This window comes from Sphingobacteriaceae bacterium (assembly GCA_002319075.1).
In the GTDB taxonomy this organism is placed as follows: domain Bacteria; phylum Bacteroidota; class Bacteroidia; order B-17B0; family Aurantibacillaceae; genus Aurantibacillus.
Map to the genome: position 1 here is coordinate 1 of NVQB01000001.1, position 17,162 is coordinate 17,162.

Here is a 17,162-nt window from a genome sequence, read left to right on the forward strand (position 1 = left end):
TTACCGTTTACAATAAGCACCAAGGGAATTTTATTTTTCCGAATAACTTCTGGCAGAGCGTTTAAATCCTGTAAGGTGCCATTACTTATAAGTTCGAGCTTATTGTTTTTATTCCGGAGCTGCGAATAATAATAAACCTTTCCCTCTTCTCTAAAACAAATCTCTACTGCGCAAACCTCTGATTTGACATAATACTTTTGCGGTATCCATTTATCCCAAAACATCTTAGTTATAAATTACAGTAGGTTTGATAAATATCGTGAGCTTGTTTTCAGATTTAGATTTTGTATGTGTACCGAAAAAGATCTTAAAACAGGGATACGCGCAAGGAACGGAATGCCGTTACCCGACCTGTTTGTTTGCGTTTCTTCAAGGCCTCCTAGCATAATCATTTCACCATTTCTAACTCGTACAAGCGATTGAAAGTCGCGGTTAATGGTGCCCGGCGGCGCGCTGGGATTAATTCGCTCTGTAAAGGTTGATTGTTTTACATTGATAACCATTGTAATTTGTTCGTCACCCGAAATTTGAGGATCTATAGCTACAGTAAGATCTGCGTTTACCTGTTTTGTAATTTTGCGTAATTTGATTCTGAGGATTTTGGGTACCAATAACATTGTTAGTTACTTCCAGATAATAAGCAGTTTGTCCGATACTTAATTTAGCTTCATGTCCATTGAGCGTGGCAATCTGAGGCGTAGACCGGATCTTTAAAATACCATTGGATTCCATAGCCTTTAGATTCAGATAAAAATTTGGAGTGACCGCTCCGAGATTTATGATGCCCAAACCATTTATTCCGCTCAACAAATTATTGATCGAAGAAGAATTCAGCGACACATTGTAATCCGGGATTAGCGAGCCTGTAGTCCGGGCTGAGTTAGTTCCAATGCCAGCCGAAATACCCGCTGACAAAATATTACTTCTTCTCACATCTGCAATAATGATCTCGATATGCACCATGGGTACAACAAGGTCTACCTGCCTTAGAAAAGTTTCCAATTCCGCAATCCTTGGCTGGGATCCACTAACAATAATTCCATTCAGATCTTCAAACATTTTTAACTCTATGCCCTTTTTTAATTCTGCCGGAATGAAATCTACGATCTTATCAATGGTTCTATTTTTTAGCGTGATGAGTTTACTTTGACGCAACCCTTCTAAATTACGATCACCAAACAAATAAGTAGAGCCATCCTTTTTAAAAGTAAGATCCGTTCCGTTAAACAGCAATTTCAAAAACTCTTCATAGGGTGCCTCTTCTACTTTTAAGGTTGCGTTCCCCTTAAGGTCGCTAAACAAGAAAAAACTTTTTCCAAGCTGTTGAGAAACCGAATTGACGATTTCGTTAATGGGCATGGACTGAACATCCATAGTAATTAAACCGTCCACAATTTTTATTTTAGAGTTTTTAGCTGCATTTGAGGGATTCGGATTTTGTGTTAAACTTCCGAAAGGCCCGGCATTGGGATCAGGCTGATTTTGCGGCACTATCGTTACAAGCCTTTTTTCAAATACATAAAAATCGTCAGGAGTTTTACTCACTTTCATATCGTTGGCAAAGGCCAGTTTTTCAAGTGCTGAATTGAAGGGCGCAGCTTGCATATAACCGCTTAGTGTTTTGTTTGCAAGCTCAGGGGAAAAAATAATATTCTTTCCGCTTTGCTTAGTAATTTCACGCGCTACAGTTCCCAGCGTATCATTTGTTAAATCATAGCTTAGGAGATTGGCTGTTTTTTCGTAGCTAATGTTAAGTTTCCTGCTTACTATTTTCTTTTCTGGTAGGGGCTCTGGTGGAGGATTATATTTTACAAAGGTTATAATAGGACCGACAAATAAAACATCCAGATCATAGCGTTTACATAAAAAGATAAAAACTTCTTTGGCTGTGACTTTACTAAAACTGTTGGAAAGTTTTATATCCAAACCCGGATCAACATTGACATTAATATTGTTTGTGACACCAATGGTTTTGATGTATTCCTGGATAGTCGCTCCATTCATAGAAAGATCTACCTGCTCATTTACACCAGGATAATTTTTAGCCAGTTGATACAGCTTCTCATCAAGGATATCAAAACGGTCCTGTGCTCTGACAAAGGAACAAACAAGTAAAAAAATTCCAACTATATATCTAACCCGCATCGTAATTTATTTAATTTTTCAGGACTCACTCAGTAAAAAAGGATAAATCTCTTCCAGGCTCGTTTCTCCATCCTTGTAAAGTTTAAAAGCGTTTTCTGAAAGTTTATCAATCTTATTTATTTTAAGATAACTATCTATCTCAGTTGCACTCTGTTTTATATGTTCACCTAATTCTTTGGTAATATTGATTACTTCGTAAATAGCTTTTCTGCCTTTGTAGCCGGTGAAATAACACACCTGGCAACCCTGAGCAATGTGGTGTGTAGCGATTTCAAGATTTTTGTAATTCTCCGGCAATTCTTTTTTATTGAGAGGAACCGATTTTTTGCAATGCGGACAAAGTGTGCGAATAAGGCGCTGAGCCACAGACAAGTTCATCACACTCGCCAGTAAGTAGGGAGCAATGCCCATATCAACCAAACGAGAAATAGTTCCCCAGGCAGAATTTGTATGAATTGTTGATAGCACCAAATGCCCTGTGAGAGCTGCCCGGATAGCCATTTGTGCGGTTTGCGCGTCCCGTATTTCACCCAACATGATTACATCGGGATCTTGCCGCAAAAATGTGCGTAAAGCTTCGGTGTAGGATAATCCAATTTCTTCTTTTAGCTGCACCTGGTTAACGCCATCGAGGGTGTATTCAATGGGATCTTCAATAGTCAGGATATTGTTTGTAGGTTTATTGATGACTTTTAAAGTTGCATAGAGCGTGGTTGTTTTACCCGATCCAGTGGGGCCGCTGATTAAAATAATTCCGTTTGGTTTTTTAACAGCTATCTCATAGCGCTCTAATTCTTCTTTAGTGAAACCTAGCTTATCAATATGAATGTGGCTTGCGTCGCTTCCCAACAAACGCAGAACAATTTTTTCGCCATATAAAGTTGGGAGAATCGAAACACGAATATCCAAATTTGAATTATTAAATTTGAACCTTATCCTTCCATCCTGAGGCATACGTTTTTCAGCAATATCGCAGGATGCCGCAATTTTAATTTTATTAATCAGCGTTGGATATTCTATCTTATTGAGCTTGTGACGATCGATGAGTACACCATCTACACGAAAACGGATCCGGCATTTTTCACTGTAGGTCTCGATGTGAATATCAGAACTCCGAAGATCTTTTGCTTCTTTAACAAGGGTTTCCAGAAAATTTGAATCGTTGACATTGAGTCTATAAGTTTCTGATTGAGCAACACCCTGGGTACTGTTAGCCTTTGACCGTGGATAGTTACTCATTAAAACTTTATCCAATTCATCAGGATTTATGGGCTCCAGGACGATTTTCTTACCAAAAATAATTTCCAGTTCCGCTTGTAGATCCGATTTTTTTTTGGACTCGCTCACCAGTAAATTCAGAGAATCTTTTTCACTTTTAACAGGCACTATTCCATAGTACCAGGCCTGGTCAAGCGTGACCTGATTTTTGAGTTCTGCAGTGATTTGGGTGAGCAACATGGTTTAAAAATAGGCTAATATTTGCAGAGATGCAGGCAATCTGAATAGCTGAGAGAAGCCTGAACACGATGAATTGTAAGGGCTTTGTGATAATTCTGTATCGAAAAATCTATAAAATCTTAATAATCAGGCTGAAGGTAAAATTTAAAAATTTTTCAAGCCTGTAAAGACCCCATAATAACTATGTAAACACCCAGCAAAAATTTAGGTGAATACCTATCTCAGAAAGTTTAAGGTGTAATATCAAAACATAGGTGACGTTTTTTTTAGTCGTTACTGAACACAGTGTTAATTAACTTCAGCCAGTTACAAATCCAAAGTCTCATTTCAGAAAGTCGCCATAAATTTTGGCTGGTTAATCGCTACTTTTATTCTCCCCTTAAATGAGATCTATATTTATTTGAATTTTGTAATCCCAAATTAAAATATACACTATGACTCCTAAAAAAATAAAAGTCCTTATTGCTGAAAATCAGGAACTGCTGCGAAAAGGTTTAAGTAAGCTTTTAAAATCAGAGCAGGATATCGATGTTATTTATGAAGTGGGCAACGGAGAGAATTAATTGAATTTTTAAAACACATTCAACCAAACATTGTTTTACTGGATAAAGATCTTTCTGTAATGAATGGCAGAGCTGTGCTTTCTGTTATTCAGCAACGTTTTCCCGAGATAAAAGTTATTTTGCTAAGCACCCAATCAAACGCAGAATTACAATCTGAATTTATGGGCTATGGCGCCAACAGCTTTATTTCAAAGGATGCGAATGTAGAAACGTTATTGAAGGCTATTCGTAAAGTACATTCTGAGGGATTTTTTTTTAACAGTTCTTTATCCAAAGCCCTGCTTTCCACAGTACTAAAAGAAAAACACAGAGCCACCTTATTGCAGGAAATAAGTTTTAACGAAAGAGAAAGAGAGATTATAAAAAAGATCTGTGACGGCTTAACCAATAAACAAATAGCTGTAGAACTACATCTTTCTGCAAGCACTATAGATTTTTACCGCACAAAAATTTATGGCAAAACAAATTGCAATAATGTGGCTACGCTTTTGCGTTACGCTTTAAAGAATGGATTGGTGGAACTGAATTAATTTGGCGACATAAACCAGATCAGAGAATCTCAGCCATTCAACCGTAAATTATTCTCTAACCACCTTCGTTGCTTTAAGGGTTTTGTTTTGCGTTCTCACAATGACAGTATAGATACCGTTTGGCAGATTTTTCAAATCGATTTTTGTTTCTGCCTCCGATAGCGTTTTACTCATAACTAGTTGTCCTATACTAGTGTAAATTTCTTCGAATTGATTTTCTGAAACCAAATTAACTTCAACAATGACGTTGCCATTTGTAGGGTTTGGATAAACAACAATCTCGTGCTGAAATCTTATTATCGAACTTAGACTAGTATACTCCTATACTTCCTGAACATAAATAAGAAAAGCTAAGCAGCCTTGCATACTTGTTCAACCAAGCGTGTAAATAGTTGTAACCGGGGGCGTAATGGTTAGGGATGCGGAATTTTCGCCCGTATTGCAGGTAAAAGTGAGAGCGCCGTTAGCTGCAAGCGTTGTGCTTTCTGAGGCGCACATAACACTTGAAGAAGAAGTTATTGTTAATGATGGCAGGGAATTAACGCTGACAAAAACAATGGCTGTTTTTGCACAGCCACTAGCATCTGTGCCTGTTACAACCAAAAGTTGGCGAATTTACAGGAGTCAAAGGTACATTATTCAAAACATTTTCGGTCAAGACCAAAGCCTTCGCTCCCGAAGCATTTAAAACAACTTGTTCACCAAAGCACAATACCGTTGCCGAGGCTTTAACAGCAAGTTACGTCAAATCGTTTACCGTTATTGTTTTACTCATCTCATTTTTACAGCCATTGCTTCCCTTTACAGTTATCGAACATACTGAAGTTACCGTCGAATTAAATGCGATTGGATTTGCAGTAGACCCAGTATTCCATGTAAACGTTGGTGCAGAAGTACTGACTAATTGTGAAATAGTGCTTCCTGAACACACAGAATTGGGTCCGCTTAAAGTTAAAGCTGGCAAGCTAAGCACCTGAATATTTGCAACAGGTGAAATTAAAGAAGAGCATACCTGCTGACTAAAGCCTGTGACTGTATAATTTGAGTTTGAAGAAGGAGAAACAACTCCAGAACCCTCTGAACTGTAAGTATCAGCTCCCTGATGGCTTAGCGTAAAAGATTGTCCGAAACAGAGATATGCGCTATTGGTAACAGTAATCACTGGTCGGGAGTGGACAGTTACACTGCTCACTACAGACGAACTGCAATTACCATTGGCAGCAGAAATAGTGTAATCAGCCGAAGTTCCCTTACTTAAACTTTTTAACGATTGAACTCATTATGTAAGTAAATAAAAAAAGCTGCCTTAAAAGACAGCTTTTAATATAGAGGCAAATTTATTTTCCTGCAACAATCATTTTTTTAGAATCCATCACTTTGCCATCGGCAATAATGGAGTAGATATAAATTCCCGCTGCGAGTTTTTCAGAAGTTAATATAATTGATGCCGATCCTTTTTCAGTTAAAAAGAAACTTGTAACCTGCTTTCCGGTAAGATCATAAACAGCAAGATAGGCTTCCTTATTTTTAACTGGTAACACATAATTTATTTTTGTTTCGCTGTTAAAAGGGTTTGGTTCATTTTGTGACATTGAAAAAACGTTGTCGGCGTTAACTGCAGTTGTGATGCCCGTAGTAGCATTACCCTTTTTAAGTTCTTCAATTTGTGCCTGCTGCTCCTGGATAGCAGCTATAAGCACCGGGATCAAGCTTACGTATTGAACAGCCTTGTATTCAGGGATGTTTTTTTGTTCTTCTCCTGCTTTGCCCGGGAGGTTTATCGCAGCAATGTTTTTAACTAACTCCGGAAAAACTTGTTCAAGTTCCTGTGCTATAAGTCCCATCTGCTTACCTGCTGGTAGGTTCATATCTTTATATTCTGTCGTTTTAAAAGTGTAGCTACTTGGTTTTAATTGCAAAATTTTGTCAAGAGCATTTTCCAAAGGACGAATATTTTCTTTTAATTTTCTGTCGCTTGTAAAGTTATCTGTTCCCGTTCTTGAAACATCTCCAATGAAATATCCCGCCAAAGCAAATGCCCCTCCACTCACAGAAGCAATCACTCCATAGTTGTTGCTTAAGCTAGTGCCACTAGCTTGAAAGTAACCACCATGATTGTATTGTCCTCCAGAAGCAGATCCAAAAGCACCCATAGAAAAGCCCAGGCTACCTGAGCCTACTGCGTTACCATAAGTTCCATAAATAGTATTTGTTGTAGCTGCCGTAACCCGCCATAGCATCCAATTTTAGCCGCACCAAAGGCGGAGGAAACATTGAGCTGAAAATTACCTGCCCTGTTTCCGTTATTATCTTCAACATCCAAGCGGGCAATTGTAGGAGTGGTTTTTCCTATGCCAACATTACGGGTAAGAGGATCGATAACAAAATCTGTGGTTCCGTTGGTAGTGTTTTTGATTGCAAACCCACCGGAAGGAGACATTGAATTGTCGTGTGAATTAATGCTCCAATTATATCCTCCAGTTGCGCTATTGTTTAAATGGATTAGGCTAGCGCCCGAAGCAGTTTGTGTAATCCTCAAACCATCATTTGCAAGATTGGTTTGAAGTTCGACAAGATTAGATAAAGGGGGCGAAGTCATGCCAAAACCAGTTCTTCCAGTTCTGAAAACATTGGTTGCTGGCACTGAACCCGGAGGATTGAAGGTTTGAGCATTAGCCAGAGTCGCAACGCATAGCATTGCCATAAGTGTTTTTGTTTTTTTCATAAATAAATAATATTAATGGGTTTCAGATTAAGAATTCTGCAATAGAACTCTTCATTGACAATTTTAAGGAATTAAAACGTTTTTTTTGCAGCTACCGGTAACCCTAAAGTACTGCACGAAATTTAAAAATTATTCAAAAAATTTAAAATCAATCCGTTAAGTGAAAGTCGTTTTGCAATTACTATGTTCTGACATAATAGACTCTATGTAAACTACTAGGTGTATATTAGGCTATTACGCCAATCCTATACCTTCACCTGCCAGCGCAATAAAATAATGTTTATACTAGCATTAAAAAAAATCGTTAGTGTGACTATAATTTTTACTTTTATAATTTCATATAAACCTTCTTTACCCATAACTCAATCTCATGAAAAAAAATTCACAAGCTTTGCTTATTTTAATTACGACATTTTTAGTAACGTTTACAGGTAACGCACAAATCAGTACCCTATTCAGCGATGATTTTTCATCAACTTCTTTTTCAAGTAACGGGTGGACATTTCCCAATGGGCAGGGAAATTGGACTATAGGTAACACTGATACACCCTCCGGAGGCAGCGCTCCCAATGCCTATTTTAACTGGGCGTCCGTTGCGCTGAATTATACATATGCACTACAAAGCGGGACGATATATGCTACGAGCATTAATGGACCAGTTACCCTTGATTATTTGCTTCTAGTAAATCCGAATAATGTTACATCAACAGAATATGTGGATGTAGAATATAAGGATGTGTCTTCCAGCACGTGGACATTACTTGCAACCTATACCAATTCAGCAAACAGCGCTGTGACTTACACAAGTACCAATATGATTTTGCCGGGGATGTCAGGACAAGCCTTCCAGATTCAGTTTAAAGTTTATGGGGCAAATTCTATAAATGTATTTAGATGGAGTTTAGATAATGTAATTGTTAAAGGTACGACCTGCCCCACGGCTATACCCACAGTAAGTATATCTGGCAGTCCTACTGTCTGCGCGAATTCCTCTACAACCTTAACAGCGATTGGTGGTGGCGCTACTTATTCATGGTTTCCCCCGGCAGGCAACGGTTCTATTGCTATAGTATCACCAACAAGCAATGTCACCTACTCTCTGGTTAGTTCTTACAATGGCTGTTTAAGTACGCCGGCCACGAGCACACACAGTCTAACTGTATTTACTAACACCACAGCTATCACAGCTACTACCAGTCAATCGGTAATTTGCGCCGGCGCAAGCGTATCTCTCAGTGCTTCCAGTTCAGCAACACTTGCGTGGAGCAACAGTGTAACGACCAATTCGCAAGTTGTAAGTCCTACAGTCACGACAAATTATTCCGTTAGCACTTCTAATACTTTAGGTTGTCTTGCTATTAAGGTTTTAACCATTCACGTAAATCCTCTCCCACCCGTTACGGCATTAGCCACTAACACACTTATATGTAGCGGAAACACTAATACTCTTACTGCGAGCGGCGCGCTATCTTACACATGGAGCACAGGCGCCACAACTTCCCTCACGAGTCTTGCCATTACTACCAGCACAACCTATACTGTAAGCGGCTCTGATCTTCAGAACTGCATTGCCTCTGCAGTGGTATCAGTGGGTGTTTTACCGCCAATAGTTATCGTCAGTTCAGGATCACTTATATGTCCAGGTACAACAGCTAATCTCATTTCTTCAGGTGCAAGTTCATATACATGGAGTACCGGATCTAACAGTCCATTTATTTCCGTTAGCCCTTCCGTCACCAATACTTATACAGTAGTGGGAACCCAAAGCATCGGTTGTACTACATCTGCCACTTATACCATTATCGTTAATCCTAATCCTACCGTAACCGCTATGGGATCTCAAACTGCGGTTTGTGCAGGTAAAACCGCGACATTAATAGCAGCAGGAGCATCCACTTATACGTGGAGTACACAACAAAGTGGACCAACAATAACTGTATCTCCCCTAAGTATGACTATATATTCGGTGGCAGGAACAAGCTCGGCAGCGTGCACTGGATCTAACAATACTGCGTCAGTAACTTTAATAGTAAACTCAAATCCAACTCTAGTAAGCAGCAGTTCCAGCAGCTCGATTTGTTTAGGACATACGCTATCACTGAATGCCAGCGGTGCTAACAGTTACACCTGGGAACCTGGAAATATTCTACAGCAGAGCGTCGTTGTGCAACCATCTGCAAACACGGTATTCACTGTAACGGGAACAAACTCCCTGCTTTGTGCCTCAAGCCAAACCATCGGTGTTATTGTTCATCCACTACCTGTACTGACCATCTCCAGCAATACAACTGATCTCTGTATCGGATCAAGCGCAACTATGATAGCCACGGGAGCAGCATCTTATAGTTGGAATACCGGCAGTTTAGTCAACATTATTTATGAGAGTCCTCAAACCACAACTACCTATTCCGTTAATGGTATGAGTGCGCAGGGTTGCGTTAATTCAAAAACAATAGAAATCACGGTTCACAATTATCCCCTAGTGGTTGTAAGTTCTGCGGATTCGATTATTTGTAGTGGTGAAAGTGTTTTGATTGAAGCTTCCGGTGCAGCAAACTATACCTGGAGTAATGGTGAAACTGGCACAGCAATAACCGTTAGTCCTTCAGCGACCAGTATTTATACGGTGACCGGAATAAGCAACGGCTGCGCTACTTCCGCCCAGGTTACACAACATATAGAAGAATGTACTTCTCTGGACAAACTGCAAGCAGCAAATTTTCTACCAACTATTTTCCCCAATCCAGGTACTGGAAAATTTATACTCTCTTTACCATACAATAACACTACTTGTGAAGTGGAAATTTTTGATCTTGGCGGACAATTGATTGTAAAAGGAAAGTTAACCAGAGATGAGGCTTCATTTGATATCAGCGGATATCCAGACGGGTTTTATTTGGTAAGGATCACTGCCGCGGAAAAAAAAGTACTCCTTAAAATAATCAAGATTTAGTTAATCAGTCTAACTTTACCAAACCTAAAAGTGTCTGGCTTATGTTGTGAATAAAAGATGACTTCGTTGTCACTCATCTGAACCCGCAGTTTGGGAATTACATATTGCTCCGAATTTTGAAACACAGGATTGTCGGTGATCCCACCTTTTGCAGAAACCACTTTTAACAGTGAATGCTTAGTATCATTATATAAAATATTAAGTTCATCCTTGTTTGATAAAACGAAATAAGAAGAATAATCAATTCCCGGTCCCACTATACGTGCCTGATGTTTTGGGATGAACTTTGACCAGGAGCTGGCGGAATTCTGAGCGATATTAATTATCATAATCTCTTCATTCATTTGAATGGCCGGCGCTCCCTTCGTCTGAGCCTGATCGACAAATCTACGCTCACTTAAAAAGATAACTCGTCCCTCGTCCATCAAATACATGTGGTCGAGGTAGTAAGCTGGATACTCCCCTCTCAAAAAAGGGCTTTCGGGCAGCGCATATTTATTATGCTCTATAACTTCCTTTTTTTTGGGGTCGACCTTGATATAAAACGCACCTTTCACCCAGTGCTCCATTCTTTTAGTACCCGTTTTGATCTTCTGTTTTTTTTCGCAGAATAATCCACCGCAAACTATATTACTATCCTGATCCGTTTCATATCTTAGATCGAATAGGTAGTTATCCTCTGAATTTATAGATACTTCACTTAGAACTTTTTCCTTCCATTTATAAAAAAAGAGTTTGTACACAGGCTTTTTTAATTTTTTGCCTTCTTCGATAAACTTCAATTCCACCATGAAATAAAAATCACCAGTGTTTATAATTTGCATTTCGGATACTTTGCATTGCCTGCCGATATAGGGTAATTCGAGCAGTTCGCTCCAAACCACGTTAATATTTTTATCAATGACGTGGCATTTAACCCGTATTTTCTGATCTTTTTTCCGTTTTTCAAAATAAGCCGTCATGAATTTTCGTGTATCAGGAGAACTCAGATGTATAAAATCATCCGTGTGCCTAAAATCTCTTATTTCACCAAGGATACGGTAGTTTTCGTCGACAGTAGAATCGTTTTTAAGCACATGCAAATAAGACCTGAGCAAATGAAATTTTCTGTCGTTACGATAACTAAGAAGAACAGGCCTGTTATCGATAGCTTTAATGTAATAAAGGTCTGTGCCCTGCCCTTTTACTTCAGGCATTTTAATTACCCTTCCATTATTTGAACCCAACCCGCCAAATGTTTTTTTGGTCATGTAAAAAGCAGAGGGAGCATAAATAGTCTTAAGCTGAGTAAAAAAACAGATGCTATCCGTTGCACAGGGAAGTCGAAGCATTGAGTATCCCCTAATAGTAACACCTTCAAAACTTTCACCCCATTCAAACTGGAGTTTTTGCGCCTTGATATGAGAAAGTACAGCTATGAATAATAGAACAAAATTTCTTCGCATTTTATTTTGGGTTTTATATATGATTTGCATAGGCAGACTCTAAATACAAATATATTACAAGAGTTCCTATTATCTCGATTTCTATGTGAATACCCAGCGAATTTTGTGCTGCCCATAAAGTAATTTGCATGGAGCAAAATTTCATAACAAAAACTGAAAGTTATTTAAATCCTACCCTATGCCAAAGAAAATTGAAACCTATGAACTATTACCGCTCTTCAGAAAATTTATAAACGAGCTAAAAAAAGGAAAACATCTCCAGAAAAACGGAAAAAGAATAAAGACAGGGAGTATCGACAATTATGTTTACCTGGAAAATCTTTTAAGAGAATTCAGTATCCAGAAAGGTTTTGCCATTCGTATGAAAAATGTAACGGGACTTACAAAAAAACAATTTGACGATGAAAAAAAATACTGGCAAAGCTTTTACCTTGCTTTTACAAACTACTTATACGACGAGCTGAAACATTATGACAATTATGTTGGCAGGATGATCAAACTTCTGAGAAGTTTTTTTAACTACCTGGTTAATGAAAAAGGCCTGTCGGTTGGATTTTTTCACCGCCGTTTTTATGCACCGGCTGAGGACGTAGATATAATCGTTTTGTCTGCGGAACGTTTGAACTACCTCATTTATTCAGAACCATTTGAATCGAGCTTAAGTCCTGATTTGAAAATAGTCAGAGATGTTTTCGTATTCGGATGTTCTGTGGCACTGCGTTTTTCAGATTTGATGGCTTTAAACAAAGCAAACCTTGAAATCATAAATGACAGAATGTACATTAAAATGCAATCTAAAAAGACACAAACCTACACGCGTGTGAAACTTCCGGACTTTTCAGTCAAAATAATAAATAACTATTCAACCTGCTGTAAAAACAAACTCCTGCCGGGCTTTACAAAAGCTTACTTAAATAAAAAAGTTAAGCTCCTGTCAGAACTGGCTGGATTTACGGAACCCATTATTCGCACAAGACAGCGGCGAGGAGTTCCACACATAATTTATAAGGATCCTGTTAAAAAAGTTTCGTTACGGTTTTGTGATGCAGTGACTACACACACCATGCGCCGAACTGCCATTACTACCATGATAAGCCTTGGGATGAATGAGCAGATGGTACGTCAAATAAGTGGTCATACTTCTAACAGCAAAGAGTTTTATCGGTACGTTGCTTTTGCACAAAATTACATGGATAGCGAGATAGACACGGTACATAAAAAACTGAATGAAAAAAAACTGGCTCCGGCGCAATAAAAATTGCTAAAAACACAATTTTTATGCAGAATTACGATTGGATCCTATCAGAGCTAAGCCACTACCAACAAGTCCGTGCAGTCATCAGGATACTATGCCTTCGGCATGGAAATGCCAGGCCGCAGATACCAGGCTGCAGGCAGCTATAGGTACGGATTTAATGGCAAAGAGAATGATAATGAAGTGAAGGGTTCGGGCATTCAGCAGGATTATGGATTGAGAATTTATGACACAAGAATTGCAAGGTTTTTGAGTGTCGATCCTCTCACTGCCGGGTATCCTTCTTGGTCACCATTTCCTTTTGCTATGAACAGACCCATTGACGGAATTGATTTAGATGGTGGGGAATGGAAACCTGTTAAAGATGAGGGTGGAAATATACAGGATTATACATGGGATGGATATGACGAGAATGGGAAAGCACGCGAGGGAACAGTTGCTAACGCTACCCTAAAAAAAGATGATCTTACATTAAGATTTGCAAGCAATGCTGAAAAACAAATGGGCCACGTGTATATAGAAGGTAAAACCGAATACACAAATTTTATCTTTGGTAATGTGGATAATAATTTCCTCGTATCCACAAATATCAATCAACATATAGTTTTTTCTAGTGACAACGCAGTTTGGGGTCCCGCAGGTTGTCCTTCATGTGATATTAGTAGCATGAGTGGAGACTACAGCGGTGCAAGTGGAGCCGAAATCGCAAGCCTCGCAATGCCAAAAACAGTTTTTAAGGCAACTGGACGATTAGAAGACTGGTATCCTGAGACCTTTTTTATCCCAGTTGAAAGAATATTTTTTATTGGAGCGAAAATTTTAACCAAACCAGTAATTGGCTCTCTGGGTGCAGCCGCAAAAGGCTTGGCTAAATCGCAAAAATTTATTTTTCCGTCATGGAAGAAAGTAAAAATTGATATGAAAGAGGTATCATCGGGGCATATGACAGGTGGGTCGAGAATTGCCGAGAATTCAAAAAAAGATATTTTTCCTACGATGATGAATGAAAACCAAGTTAAAACCGCTATCTTTCAAGCATACAACAATATACACACTATAGTTAAAAAGCAAGGTGAAAAATATTTAATTCAAGGAACTACTAAAACAGGGATGGAGATAGAAATGTGGTTCAACAAAACTACCAAAGAAATTGAAACAGCCTATCCACAATACTAAAAAACGAGTATGAATATAATTACTGAAATTGACTCTCTAAACAAAAAAAATGACAAGGTTACTGGCATAATTTACATTAAAAAAGGTGATATCTGCTTTCCGGAAGAAAATTGGAATGATTTCATTGTTACTATTACAAAATGGTGGCTGGATAATGTTGTTGGTATTCTTGAATCTCAACATTCAGAATTTGATTTTAGTTTTATGGATGGTCCATATTCATTTAGATTGTACTTAGTAAATAGTCAAAAGGAGGTGGAAATTACATTGATAAAACGCCATAAAGAGGAGATATATTCTTTTAAGCTCGATAAGGAAAGTTTGGTTTATGAGATAGGTACGTTGGCAGAAAATATACTCGCAAAATGTAAAAATGAAAATTGGGCCAGCATAGAAATTGAGGACTTAACACGGAGCTTTGCTAAATTTTCCGCACTTCGAAAAAGTAATATCAATTAATTTGAATTGTTATAGAAATAAGTTTCTCAAAGAGCCGATACTTTACGGCTCTTTTTTTTGTTTATTGGGAATTCACAAAAGGCGTATCTTTAAAAACGTCTTGAATTACCCCATCTGGATTTACTACACCAAATTCTTGTATCTTATAATCTATTCTGTGTATAAATCCACTTGTATCTTTGAACTCTTCAATATTATTTCCACTTCAACTTAAGAGATCTTCACCATATTTAACTAAATCTTTTTCGTCGAATAAATAAAAAAGTACATGAGCTTACGGTTTTATTAAATACGCTTTTAATTTTGATCGTATTACTTCATATATCTTGAATAGAGTATTCGAAAATAATCGAAAAGATTAATTACCTCTCGCATTATTTCTGATAGTAGTGAAGAGTTGTCAATTGTGAACAAAAAATTTAGTAAAGTTTTGTAACGATATCCTTTCTAATCCAAGTTGATCATTGTTTTTATCCATCTCTTCATTGTATACGCATATCATAGTTATTACATTTTTCATTGAAAGTTCTGATATTGGAAGGTGGTTAAAAGTAAAATATAATCCTTTAATATTTTCAACGTGAAAGATTAAATCTACGTCGTCGTAATACAAAGTAAATTGACGAATAACTTCTTCAAAGGTAGATCCTATCTTAATTATCTCCGAGTAACTTTCATCGCTAGCTACATCTAAACTTATAAGGACTACAACACTGTCCCCATCAATCCTGAAAAATAGTTCATTTAATTTATATTGTTTCTGATTAAGTGAAAGATCCTTAATAAATACAGCGTTCGGATAATCACTTAAATGATTACCGATTCTAATATCTCCTAATTGGCTACCGGGTACTATCATTGAACTTTATCGAAACATTGACATGCTGGGAAAATTCAAGAAAACTATCGATCCACGCTGATTTTAAATTTTTACTTTCATCGTCGTCTTTAATAGCCTTGTCAATGTCAAATAGTAATTTTTGTATGTTGATATTAAACTTTTTTTGGATCTCAAATATAAAATTATATACATGCGTCAATCCTTCTTCTATATCTACATCTTCCCTAAGTATATCTTCTTTCTTTATTATATCAATCCAAAGAGGTTTCAAAGCGGTGTCTATCGGTTCTCCACCAGAAAAAATTTCATAGTCCATACTTCCTAACACTCCGCCAAGATCATCTAATTTGGTTTTTTCATAGTATTTATCTAAAAATGAAATCATATCTTTATACGCCGAAAAATAACCTATTCTGTTACTCATTGACGTCTTTTGAATGAAAAATGACTTGCATAGATTGTCGATTATTACCCAATCGTTTCATTTTAGAAAGAATACTTCAATTTCGCATTCAAAAAGATATGATTATGTATTTTCAAGTGTATCTAAGGCATCGAAAAAATTACCTAAGTGTTTCTTTGAGGCATGTTTATATTCTCTATAAGATTCAGAGCAGTAAACGAGTTTCTGCGCTTCGTTACGATCTATTTCGAGAACCCCTGCTACGATTATTCCACAGTAATTTGGTGGTACTTTTTTAGATCTGAGGTCTCGTATAATGAGGTCTATTGAAATACCATCTTTATATTTTGCGATAGCTTCCTGTAAATAGCCTTTAATTTTTTCTACCATACTTTAATTTTCGTCAACGTCATAAATTTTAGACTTCCTATTTTTTCCCTTAAGTTTCCTTCCCCTCTTGTACCTTTAAATTCAAAAGTTTTAGCACCCTTATCTTTTGCAAATTTTTTAAACTCATTCAGAGTTTCTTTTAGCTTATTAGCTGAGGTTGTGGTTTTCAGTAGCTAGATTTATAAAAAAATAAGGACTTGCCGTTCTGCTAAGAGATTCCCCACAAGGACATAATTTATATTTACGATTCACAAAAGATTATTTATTAATCTGACGGATATAATTTCAACAAAGCTGGATATTCGGAAACGGAAAAAGGACCATTTGTGAGATAGTGAGTTGTTATTTTTCGTTGACTCACATTCTCTTCACGGGTTTTAAAATCAAAATCACCATCTATAGAGTAATAGATCTCAATTTCAGGAAATTTTTCCGAGAAGAATTTTATAATGTATTGTATCCAATCTTCACTAAAAAGTTTCGTCTGAAAATCCTTATCATCAATGGTTAATACCACGCAAATTATTTTATCAAATTTTTCAATACTAATAGGCAAATAATAATCTTCGCCATCCAATTCCTTTATCTCTAAAATATTATCCGCATAATTTTCGTTGGCATAATTAAAAAAGTCGAATTGAAATTTTGGGTAAAACAAACCTTCAAAAGATGACTCCGTCAAGGAACTTAACAAAGAAATTGAATTTTCTAAGCTACTAATTTCGTTTTTAAACACGACTATTAATGCTGAAATCATCATTATTGTCTACCAATTTACAATTTTAAGAAAGGTTTATTTGAATTAACATATTTTATTTT

Annotated in this window: 19 protein-coding genes; 5 read left to right on the forward strand and 14 right to left on the reverse strand. The window is 37.3% G+C overall.

Annotated features, from left to right (window positions below):
• From CNR22_00005 to CNR22_00020, 4 genes are all read right to left on the reverse strand, one after another.
• Positions 1 to 224: hypothetical protein (locus CNR22_00005; GenBank protein ID PBQ30204.1), on the reverse strand; the 224-nt coding region annotated here is incomplete at its 3' end.
• Between the two features lie 12 nt (positions 225 to 236).
• On the reverse strand, positions 237 to 617 hold the full coding sequence (locus tag CNR22_00010; protein ID PBQ30205.1) for a hypothetical protein: 381 nt from the start codon (positions 615 to 617) through the stop codon (positions 237 to 239).
• Complete coding sequence (locus CNR22_00015; GenBank protein PBQ30206.1) at positions 517 to 2,145, reverse strand: general secretion pathway protein GspD; 1,629 nt, start codon at positions 2,143 to 2,145, stop codon at positions 517 to 519. The genes CNR22_00010 and CNR22_00015 overlap by 101 nt, the downstream gene beginning before the upstream one ends.
• Before the next feature lie 18 nt (positions 2,146 to 2,163).
• Entirely contained in the window at positions 2,164 to 3,603 is a 1,440-nt protein-coding gene (locus tag CNR22_00020) for a general secretion pathway protein GspE (protein ID PBQ30207.1), read from the reverse strand.
• Between the two features lie 622 nt (positions 3,604 to 4,225).
• On the opposite strand from CNR22_00020, the gene CNR22_00025 reads away from it, so the two are divergent.
• Entirely contained in the window at positions 4,226 to 4,696 is a 471-nt protein-coding gene (locus CNR22_00025; protein ID PBQ30208.1) for a hypothetical protein, read from the forward strand.
• Between the two features lie 48 nt (positions 4,697 to 4,744).
• Here the strand turns inward: CNR22_00025 and CNR22_00030 are convergent, their stop codons facing one another.
• From CNR22_00030 to CNR22_00050, 5 genes are all read right to left on the reverse strand, one after another.
• Positions 4,745 to 4,996: a hypothetical protein gene (locus CNR22_00030; protein PBQ30209.1), complete on the reverse strand. Its 252-nt coding sequence runs from the start codon at positions 4,994 to 4,996 to the stop codon at positions 4,745 to 4,747.
• A 72-nt stretch (positions 4,997 to 5,068) separates the two neighbouring features.
• Positions 5,069 to 5,299, reverse strand: coding sequence for a hypothetical protein (locus tag CNR22_00035; protein PBQ30210.1), 231 nt, complete (start codon positions 5,297 to 5,299; stop codon positions 5,069 to 5,071).
• Between the two features lie 136 nt (positions 5,300 to 5,435).
• The gene (locus CNR22_00040; protein PBQ30211.1) at positions 5,436 to 5,858 is read right to left on the reverse strand and encodes a hypothetical protein; all 423 of its coding nucleotides are present in this window, start codon (positions 5,856 to 5,858) and stop codon (positions 5,436 to 5,438) included.
• Positions 5,859 to 6,033: 175 nt separating this feature from the next.
• Entirely contained in the window at positions 6,034 to 6,936 is a 903-nt protein-coding gene (locus CNR22_00045) for a hypothetical protein (GenBank protein ID PBQ30212.1), read from the reverse strand.
• Positions 6,873 to 7,421, reverse strand: coding sequence for a hypothetical protein (locus CNR22_00050; GenBank protein ID PBQ30213.1), 549 nt, complete (start codon positions 7,419 to 7,421; stop codon positions 6,873 to 6,875). Before CNR22_00050 ends, CNR22_00045 begins: the two co-directional genes overlap by 64 nt.
• Before the next feature lie 370 nt (positions 7,422 to 7,791).
• Here CNR22_00050 and CNR22_00055 point away from each other — a divergent pair, with 370 nt between their 5' ends.
• Entirely contained in the window at positions 7,792 to 10,374 is a 2,583-nt protein-coding gene (locus tag CNR22_00055) for a hypothetical protein (protein PBQ30214.1), read from the forward strand.
• On the opposite strand, the gene CNR22_00060 is transcribed toward CNR22_00055, so the two are convergent.
• The gene (locus tag CNR22_00060; GenBank protein PBQ30215.1) at positions 10,371 to 11,849 is read right to left on the reverse strand and encodes a hypothetical protein; all 1,479 of its coding nucleotides are present in this window, start codon (positions 11,847 to 11,849) and stop codon (positions 10,371 to 10,373) included. The two genes, CNR22_00055 and CNR22_00060, sit on opposite strands and share 4 nt — an antisense overlap.
• Positions 11,850 to 11,997: 148 nt before the next feature.
• Between CNR22_00060 and CNR22_00065 the strand changes: the two genes are divergently transcribed.
• The 3 genes from CNR22_00065 (at position 11,998) to CNR22_00075 (ending at position 14,709) form a co-directional block, all read left to right on the forward strand.
• Positions 11,998 to 13,074: a hypothetical protein gene (locus CNR22_00065; protein PBQ30216.1), complete on the forward strand. Its 1,077-nt coding sequence runs from the start codon at positions 11,998 to 12,000 to the stop codon at positions 13,072 to 13,074.
• Between the two features lie 105 nt (positions 13,075 to 13,179).
• Positions 13,180 to 14,250: a hypothetical protein gene (locus tag CNR22_00070; GenBank protein ID PBQ30217.1), complete on the forward strand. Its 1,071-nt coding sequence runs from the start codon at positions 13,180 to 13,182 to the stop codon at positions 14,248 to 14,250.
• Between the two features lie 9 nt (positions 14,251 to 14,259).
• The gene (locus CNR22_00075; protein PBQ30218.1) at positions 14,260 to 14,709 is read left to right on the forward strand and encodes a hypothetical protein; all 450 of its coding nucleotides are present in this window, start codon (positions 14,260 to 14,262) and stop codon (positions 14,707 to 14,709) included.
• Between the two features lie 400 nt (positions 14,710 to 15,109).
• Here the strand turns inward: CNR22_00075 and CNR22_00080 are convergent, their stop codons facing one another.
• The 4 genes from CNR22_00080 to CNR22_00095 form a co-directional block, all read right to left on the reverse strand.
• Positions 15,110 to 15,568, reverse strand: coding sequence for a hypothetical protein (locus tag CNR22_00080; GenBank protein PBQ30219.1), 459 nt, complete (start codon positions 15,566 to 15,568; stop codon positions 15,110 to 15,112).
• Positions 15,552 to 15,974, reverse strand: coding sequence for a hypothetical protein (locus CNR22_00085; GenBank protein ID PBQ30220.1), 423 nt, complete (start codon positions 15,972 to 15,974; stop codon positions 15,552 to 15,554). The genes CNR22_00080 and CNR22_00085 overlap by 17 nt, the downstream gene beginning before the upstream one ends.
• A gap of 102 nt (positions 15,975 to 16,076) precedes the next feature.
• Positions 16,077 to 16,343: a hypothetical protein gene (locus CNR22_00090; GenBank protein PBQ30221.1), complete on the reverse strand. Its 267-nt coding sequence runs from the start codon at positions 16,341 to 16,343 to the stop codon at positions 16,077 to 16,079.
• A 265-nt stretch (positions 16,344 to 16,608) separates the two neighbouring features.
• On the reverse strand, positions 16,609 to 17,103 hold the full coding sequence (locus tag CNR22_00095) for a hypothetical protein (GenBank protein ID PBQ30222.1): 495 nt from the start codon (positions 17,101 to 17,103) through the stop codon (positions 16,609 to 16,611).
• Positions 17,104 to 17,162: the final 59 nt, after the last annotated feature.